Source organism: Streptomyces sp. NPDC005402 (assembly GCF_040606575.1).
GTDB lineage: Bacteria > Actinomycetota > Actinomycetes > Streptomycetales > Streptomycetaceae > Streptomyces.
On record NZ_JBEXFB010000002.1, the window covers coordinates 1 to 24,886 of the forward strand.

The window sequence follows — 24,886 nt, forward strand, 5'->3', positions numbered from 1 at the left end:
GCGCACGCCATACACCCCCCCCCCCCGGGCCGAAGCAGGCCGCCGCAGGCACCCCGGGGCGCGGGGAACTGCGCAACACGCCCGCCCCCACGCACCCCGCACCCCGCACCCCGCACCCCGCACCCACCCCACAACCGCCCCCCGCCCCACCGCAGGATCAGGCCCCGCCGGCGAAATGCCCGCCCACCAACCCCCGCACCACATCCAGGTCCCGTGCGATCAACGCGTCCAGCAACGCCGTGTGCTCCACCGCGTCCGCGATCAGGTCCGCCCGCCCCCGGGCAGCGGACCCGCCCACCAACGGCCACTGCGAGCGCCGGTGCAAGTCCTCCGAGATCTGCACCAGTTGCTCGTTCCCCGACAGCAACAGCACCGCGCGGTGAAACGTCCGATCGGCCTCCGCATAGGTCGCCGGGCACCCCGACGACGCGGCCCGCACAGTCGCCTCCGCCACCGGCCGCAACTCCGCCCACCGCTCCACCGGCACGCTCCGCGCGAGCCGCAACACCACCGGCACCTCGATCAGCGCCCGCACCTCGGCCAACTCCGCCAGCTCACGAGCCCCTCGTTCGACCACCCGGAACCCCCGGTTGGGAACGACCTCGACGGCCCCCTCCAGCGCGAGCTGCTGCATGGCCTCCCGCACGGGAGTCGCCGACACCCCGAACCGTTCCCCCAGTGCGGGCGCCGAGTACACCTCACCGGGCCGCAACTCCCCCGCGACGAGCGCCGTACGCAGAGCGTCGAGGATCTGCCCCCGCACCGAGGCCCGCTGCACGACGGGCCGGGGAATCGGCACCTCGCTGTGGGTGTGCTCGCCCCGGGCCCCGGAGGACGCCTCGACCGGGGAACGGGACGCACCGGACGCCCGCGTCTGCGGCGGCACCCGGGCCTCCGCCACGGCCTGGTCCACCTCCCGCGCCACACGTCCCGTCCCGGCGGAGCCCTGCGCACCCTGCTTCACGGGCCCCCTCCTCCGGACGTGTCAGTACTTCGGGCCATTAACGGCAGGTTGTTACTCACCCGTCAAGCACCTTAGGCGCAGAACGCTCCAGTTCAAATCCCGAACGGATTGGTAAGGTAAGGCTTACCTCCAGACGTCTGCGAATCGGTGGCCCCGCATGCACACACCGCCGCCCCTCCCCCGTTCGGCCCTCACGGCCGCTTATGCGCGCATGACGGAGGCCCTCCCGGTACTGACGGTCACGGAGCTGCCCGAGGACGTGCCCCTCCCGGCCACCGACGGCTGGGTCACCGCTGCGGCCCTCGCGGAGAACGCGGCCGCTCTGGACACCTTTCTCGCGTGGGACGACGAGCAGGTTTTCAGGGACAACGCCAGGAAGGGCCGCCCGGACGTGATCGCCGGCTTCGGTCTGCACCGCTACGCCTGGCCGGTCTGTCTCCTCTTCACCGCTCCGTGGTTCCTGCACCGCCGGGTCCCCCGCTACCCCGTCAGCCACGTCTCCTACGACCGCACCCGGGGCCCGATGGCACTCGCGGTCCACCGGGGCCCGTTCGCCTGCCTCCCGGACGACCCGGCGGCAGCGCTCCCCGGCGCCCGCACGGTCCCCGACGAGGAGTCCCTGCGCGCCGAGCTGCGGGACGCGATCGCCGAGCACATGGAGCCGCTGCTGACCGCCTTCGGCCCGCGCATGCGCCGCCGCGGCAGGGCCCTGTGGGGCATGGTGACCGACGAGATCGTCGAAGGGCTCTGGTACGTCGCCGAGCTCCTCGGCGAGCACGAGAAGCGCCGGGCCGAGCACGCCCTGGACCTCCTGCTGCCCGGGACGACGAAGCCGTACGCCGGCTCCCCGGCCTTCCGCGTGCTCGTCGGCCCGGACGGCAGGCCCCTGTCCACCCGGGACCGGGTGAGCTGCTGCATGTACTACACACTGGATCCGGACGACACCTGCGCGACCTGTCCGCGCACCTGCGACACGGACCGGATCGCCAAGCTCACGGCGGTCGCGGCGAGTTGAGGAACACTCAGGGGACCCCCCGCCACGGACGCCGTTCCCGCGTCCCGTAAGATCAACGCCGACTGGGACGCCCGTTCGGTTACAGGTAATTCACAACTTCCTCACTCGGCGCAGGAACTTTCCGAGGAACCACCCGTACGGGTACTCTTATTCGAACTCAACTCCCGCCCCTCACGCGGCAGTTCGAGCAGAAAGCCGCCCTGGGCAACCCCTTGCACTTCCTTGGCGGCCTCTTGCCCCGAAAACGCCTGAGGGCCGTTGGGATTGGGCCACTATGGCGGGCGTTACGCCCTATCCCAATGCAAGGGACCCCAGATGAGACTGACCGACATATCGCTGAACTGGTTGCTTCCGGGCGCCGTACTGCTCCTGGGCATGCTGGCGGCGGTGGCGGTGCTCGCGCGGAGCAAGCGGTCCGGCGGGGAGCACGCGAAAGACGACTCGTGGGAGCGCAGCGAGGAGCGCCGCAGGCGCAAGGAAGCCATATATGGCACCGCCTCCTATGTCCTTCTGTTCTGCTGTGCGGCGGTGGCAGCCGCCCTTTCCTTCCACGGTCTGGTGGGCTTCGGCCAGGAGAACCTCGGCCTCTCCAACGGCTGGGAGTACCTGGTTCCGTTCGGCCTGGACGGTGCGGCCATGTTCTGCTCCGTCCTCGCGGTCCGCGAGGCCAGCCACGGTGACGCGGCCCTCGGCTCCCGGATACTGGTGTGGACGTTCGCCGGCGCCGCGGCCTGGTTCAACTGGGTGCACGCGCCCAGGGGTTTCGGCCACGACGGCGCGCCCCAGTTCTTCTCCGGCATGTCCCTCTCGGCCGCCGTCCTCTTCGACCGCGCGCTGAAGCAGACCCGCCGGGCCGCGCTGCGCGAGCAGGGTCTGGTACCGCGTCCGCTGCCGCAGATCCGTATCGTCCGCTGGCTGAGGGCGCCGCGTGAGACGTACAGGGCCTGGTCGCTGATGCTGCTGGAGAACGTGCGCAGCCTTGACGAGGCGGTCGACGAGGTCCGCGAGGACAAGCGTCAGAAGGAGGCGGCCCGCCTCAGGCGCCGCGACAAGGAGCGCGTGGAGCGGGCGCAGCTCAAGGCGATCAGCCGGGGTCACCGCGGCTTCGTCGGCCGGGGCGGCGGGCGCCAGTTGGAGCAGCCGCAGGCCGCCGCCGCCCTTGAGCGAGCCTCCGCGGAGCCTGCGATATCCAGCCCGGAGCCGCTGCCCGTACGCCAGCGTCCCTCTCTCCAGCCCGTCCGCGGCGGCTCTGAGTCGCACTCGGTCGATCTCACCGCGGAGGACGACACAATGGCCCTGCCGCGTCTCGACTCGCTGGAGCGCAAACTCAAGGATCTTGAGCAGCAGTTCGGCTGAGGCCAAAGCCGAAGCCTGAAGGGCGCGGCCGAAAGGCCGAAGCACCATGGGAAGGGGGCGTGACCGACGCGGTCACGCCCCCTTCCCGTGGTTCACGCGGCTCCGGCGTCGAGTTCGAACCAGACGGCCTTGCCCACGCCGTGCGCCCGTACGCCCCAGGCGTCCGCGAGGGATTGCACCAGGGCCAGGCCCCTGCCGTGTGTCTGGTCGTCGGTGTCCGGTACACGCACCCGGGGTATGCGGGCGACGAAGTCCCGCACCTCCACCCTCAGGGCCCGCGGTCCGACCGTGGCCGTGACGACGGCGTCGCGGTCGGTGTGCACGAGTGCGTTGGTGACGAGTTCACTGGTGAGCAGTTCGGCTATCTCGGATCGTCCGGGCCTGCCCCAGTGCCGTAACAGCTCGCGCAGGGCCCTGCGTGTCTCCGGTACGGCTCCCAGGTCCGCCCGCTCCAGTCGGCGCCGGAGCTGAGGCGGCTGCGCCTGCTCCCGGGCGCTGTCGGCCTTCCCCTCCACGGTGTGTGCCGAGAAGGCCCCGACTGCCGTGGGACCGCCTCCTCGTGCCTGCCTCTTCATGACCCCCGCCTGCGTGCCGATGTCGGTTTCCCTCCTGCTCGAACACGTTCACGGGGATCCATGCCCCCGTAGTTCGCGCGGCAGTCATGTCGAATCGTCAACGACCAGGTGTTCGGCCACGTTTGCGGTGGCGACCACGGTCACGCCGACCCGGCGGATCAATCCCGGACCGCGCACCGCGGACAACCGCGCGCTCCGGCGCAGTTCCGATGGGACGGCACCTCGCGCCGGTCCGCACGGGCCGCACGCCACGCGCCGCCTGTGCCGCTGGTCCCCTCCGACCGGCATGTGCCCTGCGACCCGGTGTCCTCCTGCCGGAGGTCACGGGCGGCGCGCGAGCCCTTCACGAACGGGAAGGGGCAGAAAAGTACCTGGTAGGCGGGTGGTTCCGAGAGACGAAAGCAGTGGGCGGACCGGGACTGCCAGGCGAGGGCCGCCCCCGCACGCACACCTGCCCGGCCCGGCCGCCAGGCGCAGAGCCTGCCGTACGACGGCTCACGCGCCCCTGGAACGGCGTGCGCCCCCGCCGCCGGCACCCGAGGATCGGGGCCGGCGAGCGGGGGTGAGCCGGTGTGTCTGTTCCCTCGGCGGCCTTCGAGCCCGCGATGCCGTAGGCCTCCTGGCCCACCTGGCGCCGGGACACCGTGACCGGCCGGCATGCGCCGATCTGCCGACTCCGCGCTGCCGACCTCGCCGTACCCGGTGAAGAGCCGGGGCAGCCGGGAAACTGGCCGGAATCCGCCGCTACTTGGCCCCGGGGCCCTTGGTGCCGATGTGGAGGATCTTGTGGCTGCCGCGGGTCATGTCGACGACGAGGGTGCTGGTCTGGCCGGCGCTCCAGGTGAGGGTGACCACGGCCTCGGTGCGGGCGGCGGTGGTGCCGTTGTCGGTGACCTTCCAGGCGAGGGGCACGTTCTGGGCGCGCAGGACGCCGTCGGCGTGCTCCTTCTCCTCCCAGGCGTTCAGTTCCTTCTGGAAGGCGGGCGTGAGGTAGTGGGCACGGAGGGCGTCCCGGAGTTCGCCGCTGCCCTCGTCGGTCACCGCGTCGATGTAGGCGCCGTAGAAGTCGGCGATGCGGGTGATGTTGTCGGAGGGCTTGCCGCTGACGCTGCGCGGCGCTCCGGCGGAGGCCTGGGCGGTGACGCCGAGGCCGAGGGCCAGGGCGAGGCCGAGGGCCAGGGTGGTGCGGCGGGTCGCCTTGGTCGTGTTCATCTGTGTTCCCCGTTTTCCTTCTGGTTCCTGCTGCTGGTGATCGTGCGTCGGTTTGTGCGGGGCCGCCCGCCCGACCCCCGTGCGAGAGGGCGGCCCCGCCGCTCAGTGGAGCTTGTTCACCGCGGTGGCGGTCGTCTTCTTGAAGGCCTTCACCGGGGCGTCGGAGAAGTCGCCCATCTGGGACCACTCCACGACGGTGACGGTCCGGTCGTCCCGGCCGACGGACAGCAGGCGGATGTCGGTGGCACCGTACGAGTACTCCGTGTGCAGGCCGTGCACCCGGGCGCCCTCCTCGACCGCGACCTTGCCGTAGTCCTTGTACGTCGCCTCGAGTTCCGGGTCGCCCTGTTCGAGGCGGCCCGCGCAGGTGCGGATCTCCTTGTTCATGTCGGCGGCGAGGGCCGCGGCCTTGGCCTTGGTGCCGACCTCGATCGTCAGCTGGCGGGCGCTGGTGTCCAGGTCGGTGCGGAAGTCGCGGTACCGGGAGTCGTAGCCCGGCAGCGCGTCCTTCAGACAGAGCAGCAGTTCGTCCGGTACGCCGTCGGTCACCTTGCCCGCCGTCCAGGCGGACGAGGGGTGCGGCGGAAGGTCGCCGGCCGAGAGGAACCTGGGCGCGGCCGGCGCGGCCCCGGCCTGCACGGCGAGTGTGACGCCGAGCGCGAGGCCGGTGAGAGAGAGTACGGTGAGCGCGCCTGCTCGACTGCGCTTGGGCATGAGAGTCCCCCGTGAGATACCTGCATGAGTGTGGGATGCCACCACGACGCCGGATGGTCGGTCCGGCCCGGTCGGTGCGACACCAAGAGCATCAGCGGTCCCACGGGGTGGATGCAACACGGGACACGGAATCCGTCGGCATGGAACCATCCCAGGCCGTCTGACGTGCAGGTATACGGAGTGCCTGGGATGCGGGATCAAGGGGGAAATCGTTGTCGGCACCGGAACCACAGGACGATGTCCAGGAGTTCGCGGCCCTGCTGCGGCGGCTGAAGGAGCGCACGGACCGCAGCTACGGCTCGCTGGCCCGGCGGCTGAACATGAACACCTCGACCCTGCACCGGTACTGCGCGGGTGACGCCGTACCGGTCGACTTCGCACCGGTGGAGCGGTTCGCCGCGCTGTGCGGGGCATCGGCCGAGGAGCGGATGGAGCTGCACCGGCTGTGGCTCACGGCGGTGGCGGCGAGACAGCGACCGCGGACTGTGGAGTCGTCGGAGCCCGCGGAGTCCTCGGAGCCGGCGGAGTCGTCGCAGGCAACGGAGTCGTCAGCAGCTTTCCTCGTGCCGGCCGAGGCAGGGGGAGATCCGCGCGCGGAGGCAGCCGGTGGGCCGGGCTCGGAGAGCGAGGACGAGGGACCGGGCGACGGTGAGAGTGCGGGTGAGCCGGACACCGTGCACGTGACGGCGTCCGCTCCCCCGTCCCGCCCCTGGTACCGCCGCCGGCGTTTCCTCGTCGCCGCGGCCACCGTCGTGGTCGCTCTCGCCACCCTGGGCAGTCTTTCGGCGCTGCCGTCCGGCCGTTCCGCCTCGGACAACGTGGCCCAGGCTCCTGACCCGTCGTCCCGGACGACCGCCTCGGGCCTGCCCGGCCGTTCCGGATCGCCGTCACCGAGTCCCTCCGCCACGTCCGCCTCCCCCTCCACCGAGGCCACCGGAACGCGGCCCTCGGCTTCGGCGTCCCACGGCCGCGGCTCCTCGAAGGAGAGCGCAGGGGGGAGCGGGAGTGCCGGGCAGCAGGGGACCTCCGTCGGCACTCCCCTGACCTGGACCGCCAACTCCCAGATCTGGGAGGGGAGCTGCGGTCACGACTACGTCATCGACAAGCCGCCCTCCCAGGTTCCCCCGCCCCCGCTCGTGCAGGACGCCGGGATCTGGGCGGCGACGCAGGGCGCGATCCACGGGCGGGAGACGAAGGTGCAGATCTCCGTGCAGGGACGGTCGTCCACGGCCGTCGTCCTGGAGGCGCTCCGTGTCCGGATCACCGGCCGCGGCTCCCCGGCAGCCGGTACCGCGTACGCCATGGACCAGGGCTGCGGCGGCGGGATCACCCCGCGCGGCTTCGACGTGAACCTGGACATCGACCGCCCCGTCGCCCATGCGGTCGCCGGCAACGACACCGGACAGACCGTCCCCGCGGTGCAGTTCCCCTACCGGGTCTCCGCCACGGACCCGGAGGTGCTGCTGGTCTCCGCGACGACGCAGACGTACGACTGCAACTGGTACCTCGAACTCGACTGGTCCTCGCAGGGCCGCACCGGCACGGTCCGCATCGACGACCACGGCCGCCCGTTCCGCACGACCAGCATCAAGAGCCTGACGCGTCTCTGGTACGGCACGAACAGTGCCGGTGAGCGGGCGTGGGTGCCGTCCGGCACCTAGGCCTTCTGCCCGACCCGGGCGAGCGGGCCCGGGTGGACGACGACAGCTAGGAGCCGATCGGGGATCCCACGCGGTGGGCCGTGCCGTCGGGGTCCACGTAGGTGAACTCCCGTAGCCGGTAAGGCGTGTCGGCCGGCTCGACGAAGCGGCCCTCGACGCCGGACGCCGCCCACTCGGCGTGGACGGCGTCGGCGTCACTCACGTAGAGGTAGACGACGGCTCCGGTGCGCAGCGGGTCGTGCTCGGACCACTCGCTGAGGTGGATCGAGACCGACCCCCGCTCGACGAAGCCGTACCGCTGCGGACCGTCGTAGGCACGCGCGGCGAAGCCCAGCCGGCGGTATCGCTCCAGGGCCGCGGCGAGGTTCCGGACGGGGACGACGGGCGCGACTTCGGTGAAGGCGATGTCTGGCATGTGGCCAGTCTCGCAGCCACGGGGGTCCTCAGGGCCGGGGCACGTTGCGGAGGTTGGAGCGGGCCATCTGGAGCATGCGGCCGACTCCGCCGTCGAGGACGATCTTCGAGGCGGACAGGGCGAAGCCGGTGACCATCTCGGCGCTGATCTTCGGCGGGATGGAGAGGGCGTTGGGGTCGGTGACGATGTCGACGAGGGCGGGGCCCTTGTGCTTGAACGCCGACTTCAGGGCGCCGGGGAGGTCCTTGGGGTTCTCGACACGGACCCCGTGGGCACCGCAGGCCCGGGCCACGGCCGCGAAGTCGGGGTTCTTGTTGGTGGTGCCGTAGGAGGGGAGCCCGGCGACCAGCATCTCCAACTCGACCATGCCGAGCGAGGAGTTGTTGAAGAGGACGACCTTCACGGGCAGGTCGTACTGCACGAGCGTCAGGAAGTCGCCCATCAGCATGGAGAATCCGCCGTCCCCGGACATCGACACGACCTGTCGCTTCCGGTCGGTGAACTGCGCCCCGATCGCCATGGGCAACGCGTTCGCCATGGACCCGTGCGAGAACGAACCGATCACGCGGCGACGGCCGTTGGGCGTGATGTAGCGGGCGGCCCAGACATTGCACATGCCGGTGTCGACGGTGAACACCGCGTCGTCGTCGGCGAGTTCGTCCAGTACGGAGGCCACGTACTCGGGGTGGATCGGGACGTGCTTCTCGACCTTGCGGGTGTACGCCTTGACGACCCCTTCGAGCGCGTCGGCGTGCTTCTTGAGCATCTTGTCGAGGAAGCGCCGGTTCTTCTTCTCCTTGACCCGGGGTGTCAGACACCGCAGGGTCTCCTTCACATCGCCCCAGACGGCGAGGTCGAGCTTGGAGCGGCGGCCCAGGTGCTCGGGGCGCACGTCGACCTGGGCGATCTGGACGTCGTCGGGGAGGAAGGCGTTGTACGGGAAGTCGGTGCCGAGCAGGATCAGCAGGTCGCACTCGTGGGTCGCCTCGTAGGCGGCGCCGTAGCCGAGCAGGCCGCTCATGCCGACGTCGAAGGGGTTGTCGTACTGGATCCACTCCTTGCCCCTGAGGGCGTGCCCCACAGGGGACTTGACCTTCTCCGCGAACTCCATGACCTCGGCGTGCGCACCCGCCGTGCCGCTGCCGCAGAACAGGGTGATCTTGTCCGCCTTGTCGATCATCTCGACGAGCCTGTCGATCTCGGCGTCGCCGGGGCGGACGCTGGGCCGGGAGGTGACGAGGGCGGTCTCGGCGGCCTTCTCGGGGGCGGGCTCGTCGGCGATGTCGCCGGGGAGGGAGACGACGCTGACGCCGGAGCGGCCTACGGCGTTCTGGATGGCGGTCTGCAGCAGCCTCGGCATCTGCTTCGGGCTGGAGATCAGCTCGCTGTAGTGGCTGCACTCCTGGAAGAGGCGGTCGGGGTGGGTCTCCTGGAAGAAGCCGAGGCCGATCTCGCTGGAGGGGATGTGCGAGGCGAGGGCGAGGACCGGCGCCATGGAGCGGTGGGCGTCGTAGAGGCCGTTGATGAGGTGCAGGTTGCCCGGCCCGCAGGAGCCGGCACACGCGGCCAGCTTCCCGGTGATCTGTGCCTCGGCGCTCGCGGCGAAGGCGGCGGTCTCCTCGTGCCGTACGTGCACCCAGTCGATCGCGGCGTTGCGGCGGACCGCGTCCACGACCGGGTTGAGGCTGTCGCCGACGACGCCGTAGAGGCGTTTCACCCCGGCCTTGACGAGGATGTCCACGAACTGTTCGGCGACGTTCTGTTTGGCCATGGATCCATGCACCCCTTCGGTCTCCTTGGGTCCATCAATCCACAATGGCCGCGATCACGCCTCCCAAACAGCGGCGGCTGTACGGTCGTCGGCATATCCCTTGACCCGGACTTGGGAGTCGGCGAGGAACGCGGCGAGACCGGGCGGCGGTCCTGACCACCTTCCCGTGAGGTATTCGCACAGGTCGGGCTCGCCGCGCAGGGGGTCGGCGAGGCCACCGGTGCACATCAGGAGGGCGTCACCCGGGCGGGCGACGGAGGCGCGGAAACGGAAGGCTTCGCGGGGCGGCTCGGGGGCGGGTTCGTAGGGGCTGGGGGGTGTGGGGATGCCGAGGTCCATGGTGAGGCGGTCGCCGTCGGGGGTCTCGGGGGGCAGCGAGCCGAAGCCGACGACCGGTTCGCCGGTGACATCGGTGATGCGGGGTTCGATGTCGTGCCACTCGCCGTCGCGGAGGCGGAAGAGACCGCCCGCGCCGACACCGAAGAACACGCGGACACGGCAGTCCGGGTCGGCGGGCAGGAGCAGACAGCGCAGGGTGGCGGCGTACTCCTCCGGGTCGATGCCCTGTTCCACGGCGCTGGCGCGCAGCTTGCCCAGACTGCGGTCGGTGAGCCGGTGCAGCCCGGACTTGAGGTCGCCTCGGCGGGCGGCGCCGATGTCCTGCGCGAGCCGGGCGTGACTGCGCCCCACGGCCCGCCCGATCCAGTGACATGCCTCGGCGGCGGCGCGGTGGGCACCGGGGGTGGCGCGGGCGCCGGTGGCCATGGCGACGAGGATCAGCGCCTGGTCGCCGGTGCCGAACCGGGCGGTGAGCAGGGAGTCCCGCCGGGGCTCGCCCCGGAACCGGGCCGAGTCCCCGCGCACGGACACGGCCCGCAGCGTGCAGGCTCCGTACCTGGCCCCGTCCAGCACGGTGTCCGCCACCAGGTCGTCGAGTTCGTCGGGGTCGGCGGGTGGGAGGGCGGTGGGTTCGGCGTCGTAGGTGGGCGGGCCGGAGCCGACGAATCCGACGGGGGCGGGAGGGAGGGTGGGGAGGTCGACGCGGGTGGCGGTACGGGGTGCCTGCGGGACGGGAGCAGGTCCGTCCTGGCCGTGTCCGGAGGGCTCGGGTGTGGGGTTGGGCCGGGTGGAGCCGGGGCCGGTACGGGGTGGTGGTGCGACCGCAGGGGGCTCCTCGGCAGAGCCGGCGTCGGGACCGGGGTCGGGGTCGCGTCGACCAGCCCACCAGTCACTTCCGCCGCGCCGCGTACCGGCTCCACCTGGCTCCCAGGGCCCTGGAGGACTCTCGGCACGGCCAGGAGTAGGCACGTCCTCGGCGCGGCCGGCGAAGGCTGTGGTGGCGGAGACGGGGCCTTCCCCAGGGCCTCCCTCACCGGAGCCGGCACCGTCCGAGCCACGCTCGGCAGGGCCGCGCTCATCCGGGCCGCCTCCGCGGAAACCGGGCCCGCGGGCGTCGGCGCGGTCGGGTGAGACGGGCCGGTCGCCGCGCGCCCGACCCGGGTCGGCACCATCCCGTGACACCGGCCCTACCGGGTCACCGGCGCCGGGCGGGACGGCCCGTTCGGCATCCGGCGGTGGCAGCGGTGGAGCCGCGGGGCGAGGTGGGGCGGAGGGCGGCGGGGGTGCCGCCGTCGGGGGGCTCGGGGGCTCGGTCGGCATGCGTGAGGCCGGGAGGGTCGTGGCCGGAGGCGTCTCCGTGGACGCGGGCCCACCGGGTGACGAGGGTGGCCGGTCCTCGGGGGCGCGCTCGACGAAGCCCGGTGGCTTGGGGCCGGGTGGGAAGGCTGCGGGTGCGTCAGGGGGCGGTTCCCACGAAGCTCGGCTCTGGCCTGTTGCGGAAGCCGTCGCGTCGGAGACGCCCGTACGCTGCGCGGGGACTCCGGTAGCGGACCGAGGACTCCGCTCCTCGTCCACAGCACCCGCCCCGGGCTCGGCGCCCCCACCGGCGGGCTCCGCCCAGGCCCCGGCGACGCCACCGTCGGCCGCGCTCATCTCGCCCGTGGACCCGTCCCGCACCGCCCCCGCCGCCGAGGCGAAGCGGTCGTCCAGGGTGTCCGGGGCCCGGGTGGGGCCCGTGTCGTCGGCGGAGTCGTACAGCTGCCCCCACCAGTCGTCCTCGTGACCGGTGGGCCTTCCCCCCTGCTGGCTCATGCCCCCGATTGTCCACCGTGCGGGCCGTATGAAAACGGGGCATCCCGAAAATCAGGTGCCGCCACGCGCGTCGAAAGGCGTGTCGAGCGAACTGTCGAACTCGTGTCGCCAAAGAGTTCGCCGGACGGTTCAACCCCTGACGGGAGAGCCGTGCCGCCGGAGTGACGACCTGGCTGACCTGCGCCTCCGGCCGCCCGGGGGCACCCTGGACGCATGGGAGTGTGGGACCTCCTGCTGGTGGGCCTGGTCATGCTGTTCGGCCTGGTCGGGGTTCTGGTGCCCGGCGTGCCGGGGTCGTGGCTGGTGTGGGCCGCGGTCCTGTGGTGGGCGCTGAAGGATCCGCAGCCGGTCGCGTGGGGCGTGCTGGTGGGGGCCACGGTCGCCCTGTTCCTCTCCCAGGTGGTGCGCTGGTCGCTGCCGCCGCGCCGGCTGCGGGCGAGCGGGGCCACCCCGCGCATGGGGGTGTACGCCGGGGTGGGCGCGTTCCTCGGGTTCTTCCTGATCCCCGTGCTCGGCGCGATCCCCGGGTTCATGGGCGGCATCTACGTCTCGGAACGCCTCCGCCTCGGCCGTCACGGGGAGGCGAGGGCCGCCCTGCGCACGGCGATGCGCTCGGGCGGCTCCAGCGTGCTGGCGGAACTGTTCACCTGTCTGCTGATCATGGGCGCGTGGCTGGGGACGGTGCTGTGGGGATGACGTAGGACCACAGTCCTGGTCAGTCCTGGACCGGCCTAGGGCGAGATTCCGATGTGCGGGCCGGGCGCGCGTGTTTGGGTGGCTACCATGACCGAATTCAGCGAGGCCGAGCGCGCGTACCTGAAGTCCCAGCGGCTGGGGCGACTCGCCACCGTCGATCCGCAAGGACAGCCGCAGGCGAACCCGGTCGGCTTCTTCCCGCAGGACGACGGCACCATCCTGATCGGCGGCTCTGCGATGGGCCGCACCAAGAAGTGGCGCAACCTCCGGAAGAACCCGAAGGTCGCGCTGGTCGTCGACGACATCGTCAGCCTGAAGCCGTGGACGGTGCGCGGCATCGACATCCGCGGGGAGGCGGAACTCCTCACCGGACCGCACGAGTTGGGCCCGCACTTCAGCGAGGAGCTGATCCGCATCCATCCGCGCCGGATCCACAGCTGGGGACTGGAGCAGTCCTAGAGGGCTCCTTCGAGGGTGAGCAGGGCCGTCTTGCGCTCCAGGCCGCCCGCGTACCCGGTGAGCAGGCCGTTCGCGCCGATCACCCGGTGGCACGGGCGGACGATCAGCAGGGGGTTCGCGCCGATCGCACCGCCCACGGCCCGGACCGCGACACGGGAGGCCCCGACGCGGGCGGCGATCTCGCCGTACGTCACGGTCGCGCCGTACGGCACATCGTCGAGGGCGTCCCAGACGCGGGTCCGGAACTCGGTGCCGTCGGGGCGCAACTCCAGCTGGAACTCCTTGAGTTCACCGGCGAAGTAAGCGGCGAGCTGCTCCTCGGCGCCCCGGAAGAGGGCGGGGTCGTGGACCCAACCCTCCTGGACGGTACGGCCGTTCTTCTGGCCCGGGACGGACAGCGAGGTCAGCGCGCCGGTGTCGTCGGCGGTGAGGAGCAGGGTGCCGACGGGGCTGTCGAGGTGGGTCCAGTGGATGGCCATGATTACTCCAACTCTCCTGCAGCGCGCAGGTGTTGCCAGGCGTATGAGCGCCAGGGGCGCCAGGTGTCGGGAATGTCGGGGGTGTCGAGACCCGGTGGGGCGACGTCGGGGTCGCCGAGGGCGCGGGTGCGGATGGCGGCGACGGTACGGGCGTCCAGGCCGGGCAGGGCGAGGAGCGCGTGCTCTGCCTCGTCGCGGTCGGCGCCCGGATCGAGCCGTACGGCGCCGTCCGCGAGGGCGGTGGCGAGCGTGCCCAGAGAACCGGCCGCCTCGGAGAGGGACGCGGGCTCGGGGAAGAGATGGGTGAGGCTGCCGCAGGGCGCGTCCAGGGTCTTGCCGTACCGCTGGACGAGCCGTTCGGCTTCCGCACGGCCCACCAGTGCCCGTACGGCGAACTCCTCCGCGTCGGTGGCGCCGGGCGAACGCAGTCCGGGACGGGCGGCGACCAGAGGAGCGAGCCGGGTGTCCTCGCCGAGCCGCTCGTCGACGGCGTAGGGATCGGCGTCGAGGTCGAGGAGCCTGCGCAGCCGTCCGACGGCGGTGGTCAGGTCGCGGGGGTCGGTGAGGTGCAGCTGGGCGTCGAGCCAGCCGCCGGGGTGTGCGCCGGAAGGGGTCCTGGCCGTGCCGGTGCGTTCGTGGACGGCGACGATGCCGGTGCCGTGCGGGAGGCGCAGGGTACGGCGGTAGGTGCGGCGCCCGGGTGCGCCGCTCACCTCCTCGACGCCGGGCACGGCCTCGCTCTCCAGCAGGTCGAAGACGGCGCCGGACAGGTAGGGGCCGCGGTGGGCCAGTCGTAGCGGGATGCCCGCGGTGGGGGTGGCGGCGCGGCGGGTGGTCCGGGCGGCGGCCCGCAGGGCGCTCGGGGTGGCGGCGTAGATCTCGCGGACCGTGTCGTTGAACTGCCGCACGCTGGCGAAGCCCGACGCGAACGCGATCTCCGTGACCGGCAGGCCGGTGGTCTGGAGCAGGACGCGCGCGGTGTGGGCGCGCTGGGCGCGGGCCAGCGCGACGGGCCCTGCGCCGAGCTCGGCGGTGAGCTGGCGCTGCACCTGGCGGGCGCTGTAGCCGAGGCGGCCGGCGAGCCCGGCGACGCCTTCCCGGTCGACGACACCGTCGCCGATCAGGCGCATCGCCCGGCCCACCACGTCGGCCCGGACGTTCCAGTCCGCGGAGCCGGGCACCGCGTCCGGGCGGCACCGCCGGCAGGCCCGGAACCCGGAGCCCTGCGCGGCGGCGGCCGTCGCGTAGAAGCGGACATTGTGGCGCTTCGGGGTCACCGCGGGACAGCTGGGCCGACAGTAGATCCCGGTCGTCTCGACGGCGAAGAAGAACTCCCCGTCGAACCGGGCGTCCCGGCTGCGAACGGCTTCGTACCTGGTGTCTTCGTCCATCACGACATCCAGTCTCCGCTGTGCACGGGGGTGCCGCTGGCGGAAATCGGACATGACGGTACGTGGGACGGAGCGACAGGTCCGTGGGCCGGTGCGGGTCCGTCGTGGCCGGTCGCGCGGTTCCCCGCGCCCCTGAGTGGGTGCAGTCCAGCCACGCCCGGCTGCAACCCCGCCAGGGCGCGGGGAACCGCGCGACCGGCCCCCACAGGCCGCCGGACGACTACGCCCAGCGCCCCCTCTTCGCCTCCATCGCTGCCTTGCCCTGCGCCCCCCGCTTCTTCCACTCGTTCCGAATCTCCGAACGGAGCCTCGCATCTGTCTTCGCCACGATCCGCTGGTTCTCCCGGATCAGCTTCCGGTAGCTCTCCAGCCGCCGTTCGGGCAGCTCACCGGAGTCGATCGCGGCCAGCACCGCGCACCCCGGCTCGCTCTCGTGCGCGCAGTCGTGGAAGCGGCACCGCCGGGCCAGCTCCTCGATCTCGGAGAAGACCTGTCCGACACCGGTCTCGGCGTCCCACAGGCCGACTCCCCTGAGGCCGGGCGTGTCGATCAGCACACCCCCGCCGGGCAGGGCGAGAAGGTTGCGGGTCGTGGTCGTGTGGCGTCCCTTCCCGTCCGCGTCCCGCGCGGCCTGCACGGTCATGACGTCCTCGCCGACGAGCACGTTCGCCAGCGTCGACTTGCCCGCACCGGACTGCCCGAGCAGCACGGTCGTACCGCCGGAGACGACCGCGACGAGCACGTCGAGCCCCTCCCCGTCCAGCGCGCTGACGGTCAGTACCGGGACCCCCGGCGCCGCCGTCTCCACGTCCCGCACGAGATGCGAGAGCGTCACCTCGTCCGGTACGAGGTCGGCCTTGGTGAGCACGACGACCGGTTGGGCGCCGGACTCCCAGGCCAGGGCCAGGAACCGTTCGATGCGGCCGAGGTCGAGTTCGACGGCCAGCGACACGGCGACGATCGCGTGGTCGACGTTGGCCGCGAGGATCTGCCCCTCGGACCGTTTGGAGGAGGTGGAGCGCACGAAGGCGGTACGGCGCGGCAGATACGTCCGTACGTAACGCGGGTTGCCCGCGGGTTCGACGACGGCCCAGTCGCCGGTGCACAGGACCCGCATGGGGTCGTGCGGGGTGACGAAGGCGGTGTCGGCCCGCAGGATGCCGTCGGCGGTGACGATGTCGCACTGCCCGCGGTCGACCCGGACCACTCGTCCGGGCAGGAGCCCCTCGGGCTCGTAGGGGGCGAACGCGTCCGCCCATGCCTCGTCCCAGCCGTAGGGAGCGAGAGCGGAGAAAACTGAGGTGGAAGTCAAGGGAGACCCTTCACAGGGTGGCCCCGGCGCAAGGTGTCGGTGTCAGCCGGGGGCCACGGAGGTGGACTTGATGATCTGGTTGCGAGCAGCGCTCATCGCAAAGACAGCCATCGGTCGACACCTCCCTCGTTCCCTCGCTCGTGGGGCACGGCAGCCGTGAGCGGCCGTGCGAAGCGCTCTCACCTTAGAGGCGTCGGCGTCGGGGGCGCCACCGGTTTTCAGACCCGGGGCGAGCGCCTCCTCACTCGAACAGCCCGGTGCGCTGGTCGTACGGGTGGAGGGGTTGTGGCATGGAGAACGACCCCCACCTCCAGGAGACCTCGTGATGACCCACCGTCCGCCCCGCCCCTTCCGCGTGCTCGCCCCGGCCCTGGCCGCCGGGGTCCTGGAGACGACCGCCGCATGCTCGGCCGGTGACGACAGCGGGTCGGACCGCGCGGACACCGCGGAGATCTCCTCCTCGCCCCTCGCGCAGGAGTCCCCGGCCGCGCTCACGGCGGCCGGGGCGCGGGCCGCGCTGGTGACCGAGGCGGATCTGGAGGGCGACTGGAACCAGGTCAAGAACGCGGCCACCTGGCGCGACAGCCTCCTGATCGGCACGGTGGACGTCGCCGACTTCCTCACCGCCAAGACGAACGCCGCCGACTGCCAGAAACTCCTCGACCGGCTCTACGACGACGATCTCCTGGGCAAGCCGTCCGGGGCGTCCGCGCTCACCGGCTTCGAGGAGGGCGACTCCCGGCTGCTGTACCAGGTGGCCGCCTATGACAAGGCGGCGCTGGACACGTCCTTCGCCTGGCTGAAGAGCCTGCCGGTCAAGTGCGACCAGTTCACGGCGACGGACGGCTCCGGCGCCCGGCGCACGGTCCAGGTGACCGAGAGCTCCCTACCCAAGGTGGGCGACGCCCGTCAGGGGCTGAGGGTCACGGTGCAGGGCAGCTCGGGCGGCTCGCCCGCCACCCTCACCCTGGACGTCGCGGCTCTGCGGGTCGGCACGGACGCGATCACCCTCACTAACGGCGGCCTCGACGGAGCCGACGGTGACACCACCGAGCAGGCGGCGAAGCTGGGCACGGCACGTCTGAAGGAGGTCCACGCGGGTCGGACCCCGACCGCCGATCCGAACGAGGTCGGCTGACGGTCGTCGGGGCGTTCTGGGGATGAGAGCGGCGGGTTTCGACGCCTCCCACCTCACGTTGACCCGCTCCTTCCGCTTCGGCCCGCTCCTCGCCGAACAGGCCAACCGGCGGCTCGCACTGGCCGATGCGCCGATCCAGCTGACCGGTACCGATACCGTCCCAACGAAGGTCGGCTTGGTCTCGTGTCCTGACGCGGTGCTATGCCGCTCCAACATCGGCGCCATGACCGAAGTCATGGGACAGCTGGAAACCGGCCGCCGGGGCCCGAAGCCATCATGGCCGCCGTCGATGCGCTGACCGACGAAGAAAACGCCTAGGTCACGGTCTCCACCGCTCACAGGGCGAAAGGCCGGGAGTGGTTCGAGGTCAGAATCGCCGACGACTTTCCCCCGCCGCCGGACAGCGACCAACTGGATGACAGCGGCCGCCCGATCCCAGAACCCGTGAGCGAAACGGACGCCCGTCTCGCCTACGTCGCCGTCACCCGCGCCCGGCACCAACTGGACCTTGGAGGGCTCACATGGATAGCCCTCGACCGGCTCGGTCATCTGGCGAACCAAGACTCGAACGCGAAGGGTGAGAATCAGCCGGTACGCGGTGTACGGGTCGCATTCTTGCGCGCTCGGTACAAAGACGCTGCAACGGACGCAGTCCCGCGGCTCGGCCGCCGTTCACCGCTCGAGCACGACAGAGAGGCCCTGGCCAACGCCGATGCAGATGGCCACGACTGCGATGCCACCACCCCGGCGGGCGAGTTCGTGGGCCGCGCGGCCGATGATGCGTCCCCCGGATGCTCCGAGGGGGTGGCCCATCGCGATTGCACCTCCGTGCGCGTTCACCTTCTGCGGGTCGAGATCTGTCCACAGCCGCAGACAGGCGAGCGACTGTGCCGCGAAGGCTTCGTTCAGCTCGACCAGGTCGACGTCGGCCCAGGCACGTCCGGCGCGGGCGAGTGCACGGTTGGCCGCCTCGACAGGAGTGATTCCGAAGACGTCGGGGTCGTTGCCGAAGGCCGCGCGGCCGGCGATGCGGGCGAGGGGTTCGCGGTCTAGTACGCCCTCGCGTGCGACGAGCACGGCGGAGGCACCGTCATTGATGGGGGAAGAATTCCCGGCGGTCACCGTGCCGTTGGCCGCGAATGCCGGGCGCAAGCCGGCCAGCACCTCGACGGTGGACTCGTCGCGGATGCTTTCGTCGCGGACGAGGTGGTGGCCGTCGACCTGGACGATCTCGCGGTCGAAGACGCCGTCCGCCCATGCCCGGGCAGCCAGGCGATGACTGCGCGCCGCGAACGCGTCCTGCTCCTCACGGGAGATCCGGTGGATCCCGGCGAGCTTCTCGGCACTCTCGCCGTTGGAGATCGTCCATTCCTCCGGCAGGCGGGGGTTGACCATGCGCCATCCGATCGACGTGTTCCACATCGTCTGGTTGCCCGCGGGGAAAGGCCTGGTGCTCTTCTCGACGACGTACGGTGCGCGGCTCATCGACTCCACGCCGCCCGCGAGCACGATGTCGGCGTCTCCTGCCTCTACGGCTCGTGACGCCTGGATGACGGCCTCGACCGAGGACCCGCACAGGCGGTTGACCGTGACTCCCGTGACCGAGGTGGGGAATCCGGCCAGCAGCGCGCCGAAGCGTGCGACGTCGCGGTTGTCCTCGCCCGCCTGGTTCGCGTCGCCGAAGATCACGTCGTCGATGCGCGCGGGATCCAGGCCGGTGCGCTCAACGGTCGCTCGCATGACGATCGCGGCGAGGTCGTCGGGGCGCACGTCGGCGAGGGCCTTGCCGTACCGTCCGAAGGGGGTGCGGACGGCGTCGTAGACGAAGCTCGCGGGCATGTCAGTTACCTTCCAGGGGTGCCGCAGCGTCGGTGACGTGGGCGAGGTCGAGGCCGGTCAGGGCGGCCAGGGAGGCCACCGTGTTGTCGCCGAACGTCTCGCGCACGCGCAGTCCGTCGGGCGTGACCTCGAACACCGCGTGATCGGTGTAGACGCGGGTCACGCAGCGCACGCCGGTCAGCGGGTAGGTGCAGGCGGCGACGAGTTTCGGCGTGCCCCGCTTGGTGAGCAGGTCGGTCATCACGTAGACCGACGTGGCGCCGATCGCGAGATCCATCGCTCCGCCGACGGCGGGGATCGCGCCGGGCTCGCCGGTGGACCAGTTCGCGAGATCGCCGGTTTCCGATACCTGGAACGCGCCGAGCACACACACGTCCAGGTGGCCGCCGCGCATCATGGCGAAGGAGTCGGCGTGGTGGAAGTACGCCGAGCCCGGCAGTGCGGTGACGGGCTGCTTGCCGGCGTTGATCAGGTCTGGGTCGACCGTGCCGGGCTCGGGCGCGGGGCCCATGCCGAGCATTCCGTTCTCGGTGTGCAGAACGACCTCCGTGTCGTGGGGTAGGTAGTTGGCCACGAGGGTGGGGGCTCCGATGCCGAGGTTCACGACCGACCCCTCGGGGATGTCGGCCGCGATGCGACGAGCGAGGTCGGTGCGGCTGATGCGGGTGCTCATCGGCTCTCCTCCTGTGCCAGCGGGTTCCCCTCGACGTCGACTCCGCCGATGAACGCGCCTTCGTCGAGCCAGTGGCGTTCTCCCACCGCGACGACGTGGTCGATGAAGATGCCGGGGGTCACGACGGTCTCGGGGTCGATGTCCCCGAGCGGCACGATCCGGTCGACCTGCGCGATGGTGGTGGCCGCAGCGGCCGCCATGATCGGGCCGAAGTTGCGGGCGGTCTCGCGGTAGACGAGGTTGCCCCAGCGGTCGGCCCGCAGGGCGCTGATCAAGGCGACGTCGGCTCGGATCGGGTGTTCGAGCACATAGTCGCGGCCGTCGATCGTGCGCACCTCCTTGCCCTCCGCGAGCTGGGTGCCGACGCCCGTGGGCGAGAAGAACGCGCCGATACCCGCGCCCGCGGCGCGGATGCGTTCGGCGAGATTCCCCTGGGGCACGAGTTCCAGCTCGATCTCTCCCGCGCGGTAGAGACCGTCGAACACCCACGAGTCGCTCTGTCTCGGGAACGAGCAGATGATCTTCCGCACTCTTCGGGCCGCAAGGAGCGCGGCAAGTCCCGTGTCGCCGTTGCCTGCGTTGTTGTTGACGACGGTCAGGTCGCGCGCTCCGTGGGCGATGAGCGCGTCGATCAGCTCCACCGGCTGGCCCGCGCGGCCGAATCCACCGATCATCACGGTGGCGCCGTCGCGGATTCCTGAGACGGCGACTTCGGTGTCCTCGACGGTCTTGTCGATCATTGTTCCTCCACGTGTTCGGGCATCGCGCGACCTCTCAAGCGATTGCGAATGGCCGGCCCGCGTGGTGACAGTGCACAACGATCGACACCATCTGACGTAGGCATAGCCTCTATGCTTATGTCATACCACGACGTCAGCGTCTCGGGCAGGGTCGATGAGCGTGAGGTGCGGCGCCCCCGCCCTACGGTCACCGCGCTCTGCCCCACAGCCCCAGAAGCGCCGAATGCACAGCATCGCCGTTAGGGTCTTCTCGGCGGCGATCCCGCTCTCCTCGCCAATGAAGACTGGAGCTAATAAGCTATGCCTATGTCTGAACTCGCGAGCGAACGCTACACCGACCGCATCGCCACCGGACCGCTCATCCTCGTCCAGGAGGTCTTGAACACCCGCCCTGCCGGCAAGCCCGCGCTCGAGGACCTGCTCTCGACGCCGGAATCCGCCACGTCGTGGCTCTCCGGCGCGCTGGCCGAGTGGAGTCGGCATACCGGAACGGAGGCGCCGGCCATCGAGGTCGACGAACCGGGGATGGCGCGGCTTCAGCAGCTACGCGCGTCGCTGCAGATGACGGTGTCGGGTGCGGTGCGCGACGCTCCGGCCCGATCCGCGCCGAAGGGGGTGGGCGGCGCGCTCGAGGTGCGGATCGACGCCGATGGCGTCTTCTCGGTGGCGCCGCGCGGCAAGGACGCCGAGTGGGTCGTCGCGGCCGTGCTCAACGAGATCACGAACGCCCAACTGACGGGTACGTGGCGTCGTTTGAAGATGTGCCGCAACCGGGTTTGCTCGGTCGCGTTCTATGACGGCACGAACCCAAACAACGGCGTCTGGCACGACGTGCGCATCTGCGGTAACGCCGTGAACCTTCGGGCCTCGCGGCAGCGCCGGGCGGCCGCGCGCGCGTAGCGCAGCACGGGCCGCCCGATTGACGCGCCCCCCTGCTCAGCCCTTCGCTGCCCGGCAGGAGCCCCACAGCGCACCGGGATTGATGCGCGACGGGTGACGCTCCAGCATGTACTCGTAGAGCTCGAGGGTGCTGCCGGTGCGACGCACCCCGGCGTTGAAATCGAGGATGTAGCGGCGGGTCTCCTCGATGTGACGGGGATCGTCGTCGGCGGCCGGATCCTTGTGCCCCGCGACGATCGCGGTCGGCGCCAGCGCCTCGACCGTGTCGAGAGCCCTCAGCCACTCGTCCCGCCCGTCAGCGTCCGAAGCCGCGAGCATGAGGTGCACGTTGTTGTAGATCACGTCGCCCGCGACGACCAGCCCCAGGTCGGGAACGTGCAGGCAGGTGGTGTTGTCGCTGTCGGTGTGCCCCAGACGGACCGGGCGGACCTCCGTCCCGCCCACCGTCAGGACGTCACCCTCCAGCGGTTCGGCGAGCACCAGTCGCTCGGGGATCTGCTCGGGGAACCATGCGCGCCAGACCGCCTTGAGGACCTCAGGCGAGGACTGGTAAGCCATGTCCTCGACGACCTCGGGCAGCGCAAAGGCGCGCGCTGCGGGGTACTGCTCCAGAACGGCTCCGAGACCGAACCAGTGGTCCCCGTGGCCGTGCGTGACGTACACACTCGTCACCGGAGCACCGCGCTCGCCGAGCCACCGCAGCAGGCCCTCCGACTGCGCGATCGTGAACAGCGGATCCACCAGCAGCGCCTCTCCCTCGTTCGAGATGAGGATGCTCGACGTCGGCGACCAGGAGCGCTCGCTCTGATCGGGCGGCACGTCCGCGTTGGTGGTCGGCATGCCGTCCGCGATGTGAACGGCGTAGGTCAAGGCGTTCGACGTCATTGGTGGACTCCTCGGATTCTCTGATGGTCGCTCCCACTCCGGCCGGAACGCGGAGGGCGCCGACGGGGGCCGGACCTCGTTCCGTCGATCACAGAGCGATGACGTTGACGCAAGCATAGACGCTATGCTTACGTCATAGGGCTCGCGTCGACCGAGAAATCCCGAGGGCCACTGGCTCCGATTCGTCGCCGCAACAGAGCGATCGTCAAAGGAGACACGAGATGAACAGCCCAGCGACGCAGACGCCGACCGCGGTGCTCGTCCACGGATACCTGGACGACGGCGCCATCTGGAACAGCATCCGAGCCGTCCTCGACGAGCGGTCGATCCCCTCGATCGCGTTCGAGCTCGCCGGCATGGGTGCGCGCGCCTCGGATCAAGGGCCGTTCACGCTCGCCCGCTGGGCCGACGACCTCGAGACCGTCGTGCGCGCGACGGAGGGCCCCGTCGTGCTCGTCGGCCACAGCATGGGAAGCCAGATTGCCGAGCTCGTCGCCGCCCGCCTGAACGATCAGGTGCGTTCGCTCGTCCTGGTCAACCCGATTCCGCTTGCGGGCACCCACCTGCCTCCGAAGCAGCTCGCTCCCTTCCAGACACCGGATCTCGGACTCGACGCGCAGCGCGCCTTCCGCGGCGCGCTCGCCACCGCGTTCCCGGCCGAGGAGAACGACCGGCTCGCCCAAGTGGCCCTGCACGTCGACCCGTCGACCATCTCCGACACGGCGACGGCATGGAACAACGGCCACCCGGACGGACAGCGGCCCAGCAAGTTCCCCGGGAGCGTCACCGTCCTGCGCGGCGAGAACGACCCCTTCGTCACAGAAGAGATCGTCTCCGCGTACGTCGCGCCCCGCTTCCCCGGCGCCGCCACGCAGACGATCGCTGGGGCAGGCCACTGGGCGCACGCCGAGAACCCGGCGGCGGTCGCCGCCGTCATCACGGCGGCCGTCGAGGAGACCGTGTCGAACCCCGACGACGACCGCCCGGCCAAGGCCTGGACGAGTGCGTTCGAGCAGCGCACCCAGGAGTCCTTCGCGGCGGCGCTCTCGCCGAACGTGCGGATGGAGGCGAGCGCGCTCGCCAAGCCGGTCGAGCGCAAGGAGCACGTCGAGGCCCTCATGACCGCGGTGAGCTCCGTGTACGAACGGCTCGAGTTCGTCCGGACGGCGCAGGACGGCCCGCGGACGTATCTGGAGTGGGAGGCCGCCGCGTTCGGGGGCTTCCAGATGAAGGGGATCACGATCCTCACGCGTGATGACGAGGGGCTCATCACGGAGATCGCCATTCACCACCGGCCCATCGGCGCCGTGGTGCAGATCAACGCGAAGGTCGGGGGCCCCCTCGTCGAGGCCGGCCTCGTCCCCGCCGAGTACTTCGACTTCACGGAAGGCAAGTGACCATGACAGAACGCATCGACGTGGAGTTCACGGCGGACGGGGGCGTGACCCTGCGCGGCTGGCTCTACCTGCCGGACACCGAGGGCCCGCGCCCCGCGATCACGATGGCGCACGGATTCGGCGCCAACCGCGAGATGGGCCTCGACCCGTACGCGCGCAAGTTCGCCGACGCCGGCTTCGTGGTGCTCGTCCACGATCACCGCACGTTCGGCGCCAGCGACGGCGAGCCCCGCAACGACGTCGACCCGTGGCGTCAGATCGCGGACTGGCGCCGCGCGATCAGCTTCCTGGAGGCCCGGCCAGAGGTCGACGCGGACCGCATCGGGGTATGGGGCACAAGCTTCGCGGGCGGTCACGCGATCGTGCTCGGGGCGACCGACGTACGGATCAAGACCGTGGTGTCGCAGGTGCCTACCATCAGCGGATTCGAGCAGTGGCAGCGCAAGGTCCCCCCGGAGCGCATCGCCGCCTTCGAGCTCGCCCAGGCCGACGCCGAACGCGCCCTGGCCGCCGGCGGTGAACTGCCGTACCAGACCTCCATCGGCGACGATCCGGCCGACCCGGCCCTGTACAACAGCCCTGACGCAGTGCGCTTCTACCACGACCTGGTTCCGCCGGGCCGAGAGAACAACACGGTGACACTGCGCTCCAGCCGGGCCGCGCGGCTGTACGAGCCGGGCAACTGGATTGCCCGGATCTCACCCAAGCCGCTCATGATGATCGTCGAGACCAGCGAGACGGTGATCCCGACCGACATCCAACTGGCCGCCTTCGAGCGGGCGTTGGCCCCGAAGGAGCTGGTCCTGGTGCCCGGCGGGCACTTCGACGCCTACAAGGTCCACTTCGAGGAAACCAGCGGCGCCGCGCTGTCGTGGTTCCGCACCCACCTCGACCCGGACGCGGCCTCGATCGGCTCGTGAAATGGAGGCGGTTCCGGCTGCTGCTGGCACCGCCTCCCCAGGCAGGTGACCGCGTCCTGTCACAGTCGGTTACACCACCGAGTGCCGGTGCCCGCCGTCGACCGGGTCGTCGGAGAGCACGTGGCCGTCGTACAGGGGAACCGGTTTCCGGTCGAGGCGATCTCCCACCGCGTAGGGCGTACCACCGCATCCCGCTCGGCCTCCGCCAGGTCGAGGGCTCATG

23 protein-coding genes and 1 pseudogene are annotated in these 24,886 nt (G+C 71.1%); 10 read left to right on the forward strand and 14 right to left on the reverse strand.

The window, feature by feature from the left end; genetic code table 11:
* Positions 1 to 157: 157 nt before the first annotated feature.
* On the reverse strand, positions 158 to 964 hold the full coding sequence (locus tag ABZT02_RS03235) for a GntR family transcriptional regulator (protein ID WP_356013709.1): 807 nt from the start codon (positions 962 to 964) through the stop codon (positions 158 to 160).
* A 157-nt stretch (positions 965 to 1,121) separates the two neighbouring features.
* Between ABZT02_RS03235 and ABZT02_RS03240 the strand changes: the two genes are divergently transcribed.
* A complete protein-coding gene (locus ABZT02_RS03240; RefSeq protein ID WP_356013710.1) occupies positions 1,122 to 1,979 on the forward strand; it encodes a (2Fe-2S)-binding protein in 858 nt (285 codons plus the stop codon).
* Positions 1,980 to 2,294: 315 nt separating this feature from the next.
* Entirely contained in the window at positions 2,295 to 3,335 is a 1,041-nt protein-coding gene (locus ABZT02_RS03245; protein ID WP_356013712.1) for a DUF2637 domain-containing protein, read from the forward strand.
* A 92-nt stretch (positions 3,336 to 3,427) separates the two neighbouring features.
* On the opposite strand, the gene ABZT02_RS03250 is transcribed toward ABZT02_RS03245, so the two are convergent.
* From ABZT02_RS03250 to ABZT02_RS03260, 3 genes are all read right to left on the reverse strand, one after another.
* A complete protein-coding gene (locus tag ABZT02_RS03250; protein WP_356013714.1) occupies positions 3,428 to 3,910 on the reverse strand; it encodes an ATP-binding protein in 483 nt (160 codons plus the stop codon).
* Positions 3,911 to 4,654: 744 nt separating this feature from the next.
* On the reverse strand, positions 4,655 to 5,122 hold the full coding sequence (locus ABZT02_RS03255; RefSeq protein WP_356013716.1) for a hypothetical protein: 468 nt from the start codon (positions 5,120 to 5,122) through the stop codon (positions 4,655 to 4,657).
* A 102-nt stretch (positions 5,123 to 5,224) separates the two neighbouring features.
* Positions 5,225 to 5,836: a hypothetical protein gene (locus tag ABZT02_RS03260; protein WP_356013718.1), complete on the reverse strand. Its 612-nt coding sequence runs from the start codon at positions 5,834 to 5,836 to the stop codon at positions 5,225 to 5,227.
* A gap of 212 nt (positions 5,837 to 6,048) precedes the next feature.
* Here ABZT02_RS03260 and ABZT02_RS03265 point away from each other — a divergent pair, with 212 nt between their 5' ends.
* Positions 6,049 to 7,497: a helix-turn-helix transcriptional regulator gene (locus ABZT02_RS03265; protein WP_356013719.1), complete on the forward strand. Its 1,449-nt coding sequence runs from the start codon at positions 6,049 to 6,051 to the stop codon at positions 7,495 to 7,497.
* 46 nt (positions 7,498 to 7,543) lie between these two features.
* On the opposite strand, the gene ABZT02_RS03270 is transcribed toward ABZT02_RS03265, so the two are convergent.
* Genes ABZT02_RS03270 through ABZT02_RS03280 form a run of 3 tightly spaced genes read right to left on the reverse strand, consistent with a single transcriptional unit; the run spans position 7,544 to position 11,834 of the window.
* Positions 7,544 to 7,912, reverse strand: coding sequence for a VOC family protein (locus ABZT02_RS03270; RefSeq protein WP_356013721.1), 369 nt, complete (start codon positions 7,910 to 7,912; stop codon positions 7,544 to 7,546).
* Between the two features lie 28 nt (positions 7,913 to 7,940).
* Positions 7,941 to 9,683, reverse strand: coding sequence for a pyruvate dehydrogenase (locus tag ABZT02_RS03275; RefSeq protein WP_356013723.1), 1,743 nt, complete (start codon positions 9,681 to 9,683; stop codon positions 7,941 to 7,943).
* Positions 9,684 to 9,737: 54 nt separating this feature from the next.
* The gene (locus ABZT02_RS03280; RefSeq protein ID WP_356013726.1) at positions 9,738 to 11,834 is read right to left on the reverse strand and encodes a protein phosphatase 2C domain-containing protein; all 2,097 of its coding nucleotides are present in this window, start codon (positions 11,832 to 11,834) and stop codon (positions 9,738 to 9,740) included.
* A gap of 213 nt (positions 11,835 to 12,047) precedes the next feature.
* On the opposite strand from ABZT02_RS03280, the gene ABZT02_RS03285 reads away from it, so the two are divergent.
* Positions 12,048 to 12,530 (forward strand): DUF456 domain-containing protein, encoded by a 483-nt coding sequence (locus ABZT02_RS03285; protein ID WP_356013728.1) that lies wholly within the window; start codon positions 12,048 to 12,050, stop codon positions 12,528 to 12,530.
* An 87-nt stretch (positions 12,531 to 12,617) separates the two neighbouring features.
* Entirely contained in the window at positions 12,618 to 12,989 is a 372-nt protein-coding gene (locus ABZT02_RS03290) for a PPOX class F420-dependent oxidoreductase (protein ID WP_356013730.1), read from the forward strand.
* Here the strand turns inward: ABZT02_RS03290 and ABZT02_RS03295 are convergent.
* From ABZT02_RS03295 to rsgA, 3 genes are all read right to left on the reverse strand, one after another.
* Entirely contained in the window at positions 12,986 to 13,468 is a 483-nt protein-coding gene (locus ABZT02_RS03295) for a methylated-DNA--[protein]-cysteine S-methyltransferase (protein ID WP_356013732.1), read from the reverse strand. The two genes, ABZT02_RS03290 and ABZT02_RS03295, sit on opposite strands and share 4 nt — an antisense overlap.
* A 2-nt stretch (positions 13,469 to 13,470) precedes the next feature.
* A complete protein-coding gene (locus tag ABZT02_RS03300) occupies positions 13,471 to 14,859 on the reverse strand; it encodes an AlkA N-terminal domain-containing protein (protein ID WP_356014572.1) in 1,389 nt (462 codons plus the stop codon).
* A 220-nt stretch (positions 14,860 to 15,079) separates the two neighbouring features.
* On the reverse strand, positions 15,080 to 16,171 hold the full coding sequence (rsgA, locus tag ABZT02_RS03305) for a ribosome small subunit-dependent GTPase A (RefSeq protein ID WP_356013735.1): 1,092 nt from the start codon (positions 16,169 to 16,171) through the stop codon (positions 15,080 to 15,082).
* A 325-nt stretch (positions 16,172 to 16,496) separates the two neighbouring features.
* Here rsgA and ABZT02_RS03310 point away from each other — a divergent pair, with 325 nt between their 5' ends.
* Positions 16,497 to 17,309 carry a hypothetical protein gene (locus tag ABZT02_RS03310; RefSeq protein WP_356013737.1) on the forward strand — a complete coding sequence of 271 codons (813 nt, stop codon included), beginning with the start codon at positions 16,497 to 16,499 and terminating at the stop codon, positions 17,307 to 17,309.
* Between the two features lie 34 nt (positions 17,310 to 17,343).
* Positions 17,344 to 17,837: pseudogene (locus ABZT02_RS03315) on the forward strand (3'-5' exonuclease); the annotation flags it as partial.
* Between the two features lie 144 nt (positions 17,838 to 17,981).
* Here ABZT02_RS03315 and ABZT02_RS03320 read toward each other — a convergent pair.
* Genes ABZT02_RS03320 through ABZT02_RS03330 form a run of 3 tightly spaced genes read right to left on the reverse strand, consistent with a single transcriptional unit; the run spans position 17,982 to position 20,561 of the window.
* Positions 17,982 to 19,148, reverse strand: coding sequence for a thiolase family protein (locus ABZT02_RS03320; RefSeq protein ID WP_356013740.1), 1,167 nt, complete (start codon positions 19,146 to 19,148; stop codon positions 17,982 to 17,984).
* Between the two features lies 1 nt (position 19,149).
* Positions 19,150 to 19,821 (reverse strand): 3-oxoacid CoA-transferase subunit B, encoded by a 672-nt coding sequence (locus ABZT02_RS03325; protein ID WP_356013742.1) that lies wholly within the window; start codon positions 19,819 to 19,821, stop codon positions 19,150 to 19,152.
* Positions 19,818 to 20,561 carry a 3-oxoacid CoA-transferase subunit A gene (locus tag ABZT02_RS03330; protein ID WP_356013745.1) on the reverse strand — a complete coding sequence of 248 codons (744 nt, stop codon included), beginning with the start codon at positions 20,559 to 20,561 and terminating at the stop codon, positions 19,818 to 19,820. Before ABZT02_RS03330 ends, ABZT02_RS03325 begins: the two co-directional genes overlap by 4 nt.
* A 306-nt stretch (positions 20,562 to 20,867) precedes the next feature.
* Here ABZT02_RS03330 and ABZT02_RS03335 point away from each other — a divergent pair, with 306 nt between their 5' ends.
* Entirely contained in the window at positions 20,868 to 21,461 is a 594-nt protein-coding gene (locus ABZT02_RS03335; protein WP_356013747.1) for a CGNR zinc finger domain-containing protein, read from the forward strand.
* Between the two features lie 36 nt (positions 21,462 to 21,497).
* Here ABZT02_RS03335 and ABZT02_RS03340 read toward each other — a convergent pair whose 3' ends face one another.
* Positions 21,498 to 22,346 (reverse strand): MBL fold metallo-hydrolase, encoded by an 849-nt coding sequence (locus ABZT02_RS03340; protein ID WP_356013748.1) that lies wholly within the window; start codon positions 22,344 to 22,346, stop codon positions 21,498 to 21,500.
* Between the two features lie 221 nt (positions 22,347 to 22,567).
* Here ABZT02_RS03340 and ABZT02_RS03345 point away from each other — a divergent pair, with 221 nt between their 5' ends.
* On the forward strand, positions 22,568 to 23,743 hold the full coding sequence (locus ABZT02_RS03345; RefSeq protein WP_356013750.1) for an alpha/beta hydrolase: 1,176 nt from the start codon (positions 22,568 to 22,570) through the stop codon (positions 23,741 to 23,743).
* A gap of 2 nt (positions 23,744 to 23,745) precedes the next feature.
* Complete coding sequence (locus tag ABZT02_RS03350) at positions 23,746 to 24,663, forward strand: alpha/beta fold hydrolase (RefSeq protein ID WP_356013752.1); 918 nt, start codon at positions 23,746 to 23,748, stop codon at positions 24,661 to 24,663.
* Positions 24,664 to 24,886 lie beyond the last annotated feature (223 nt).

Coding starts and splice junctions, on each gene's coding strand:
- ABZT02_RS03300 (WP_356014572.1), bottom strand. CDS start 14,859: ATGGACGAAGACACCAGGTACGAAGCCGTTCGCAGCCGGGACGCCCGG.
- ABZT02_RS03285 (WP_356013728.1), top strand. CDS start 12,048: ATGGGAGTGTGGGACCTCCTGCTGGTGGGCCTGGTCATGCTGTTCGGC.
- ABZT02_RS03320 (WP_356013740.1), bottom strand. CDS start 19,148: ATGCCCGCGAGCTTCGTCTACGACGCCGTCCGCACCCCCTTCGGACGG.
- ABZT02_RS03330 (WP_356013745.1), bottom strand. CDS start 20,561: ATGATCGACAAGACCGTCGAGGACACCGAAGTCGCCGTCTCAGGAATC.
- ABZT02_RS03345 (WP_356013750.1), top strand. CDS start 22,568: ATGAACAGCCCAGCGACGCAGACGCCGACCGCGGTGCTCGTCCACGGA.
- ABZT02_RS03255 (WP_356013716.1), bottom strand. CDS start 5,122: ATGAACACGACCAAGGCGACCCGCCGCACCACCCTGGCCCTCGGCCTC.
- ABZT02_RS03290 (WP_356013730.1), top strand. CDS start 12,618: ATGACCGAATTCAGCGAGGCCGAGCGCGCGTACCTGAAGTCCCAGCGG.
- ABZT02_RS03295 (WP_356013732.1), bottom strand. CDS start 13,468: ATGGCCATCCACTGGACCCACCTCGACAGCCCCGTCGGCACCCTGCTC.
- ABZT02_RS03310 (WP_356013737.1), top strand. CDS start 16,497: ATGACCCACCGTCCGCCCCGCCCCTTCCGCGTGCTCGCCCCGGCCCTG.
- ABZT02_RS03325 (WP_356013742.1), bottom strand. CDS start 19,821: ATGAGCACCCGCATCAGCCGCACCGACCTCGCTCGTCGCATCGCGGCC.
- ABZT02_RS03245 (WP_356013712.1), top strand. CDS start 2,295: ATGAGACTGACCGACATATCGCTGAACTGGTTGCTTCCGGGCGCCGTA.
- ABZT02_RS03250 (WP_356013714.1), bottom strand. CDS start 3,910: ATGAAGAGGCAGGCACGAGGAGGCGGTCCCACGGCAGTCGGGGCCTTC.
- ABZT02_RS03340 (WP_356013748.1), bottom strand. CDS start 22,346: ATGACGTCGAACGCCTTGACCTACGCCGTTCACATCGCGGACGGCATG.
- ABZT02_RS03260 (WP_356013718.1), bottom strand. CDS start 5,836: ATGCCCAAGCGCAGTCGAGCAGGCGCGCTCACCGTACTCTCTCTCACC.
- ABZT02_RS03280 (WP_356013726.1), bottom strand. CDS start 11,834: ATGAGCCAGCAGGGGGGAAGGCCCACCGGTCACGAGGACGACTGGTGG.
- ABZT02_RS03240 (WP_356013710.1), top strand. CDS start 1,122: ATGCACACACCGCCGCCCCTCCCCCGTTCGGCCCTCACGGCCGCTTAT.
- ABZT02_RS03350 (WP_356013752.1), top strand. CDS start 23,746: ATGACAGAACGCATCGACGTGGAGTTCACGGCGGACGGGGGCGTGACC.
- ABZT02_RS03275 (WP_356013723.1), bottom strand. CDS start 9,683: ATGGCCAAACAGAACGTCGCCGAACAGTTCGTGGACATCCTCGTCAAG.
- ABZT02_RS03335 (WP_356013747.1), top strand. CDS start 20,868: ATGTCTGAACTCGCGAGCGAACGCTACACCGACCGCATCGCCACCGGA.
- ABZT02_RS03270 (WP_356013721.1), bottom strand. CDS start 7,912: ATGCCAGACATCGCCTTCACCGAAGTCGCGCCCGTCGTCCCCGTCCGG.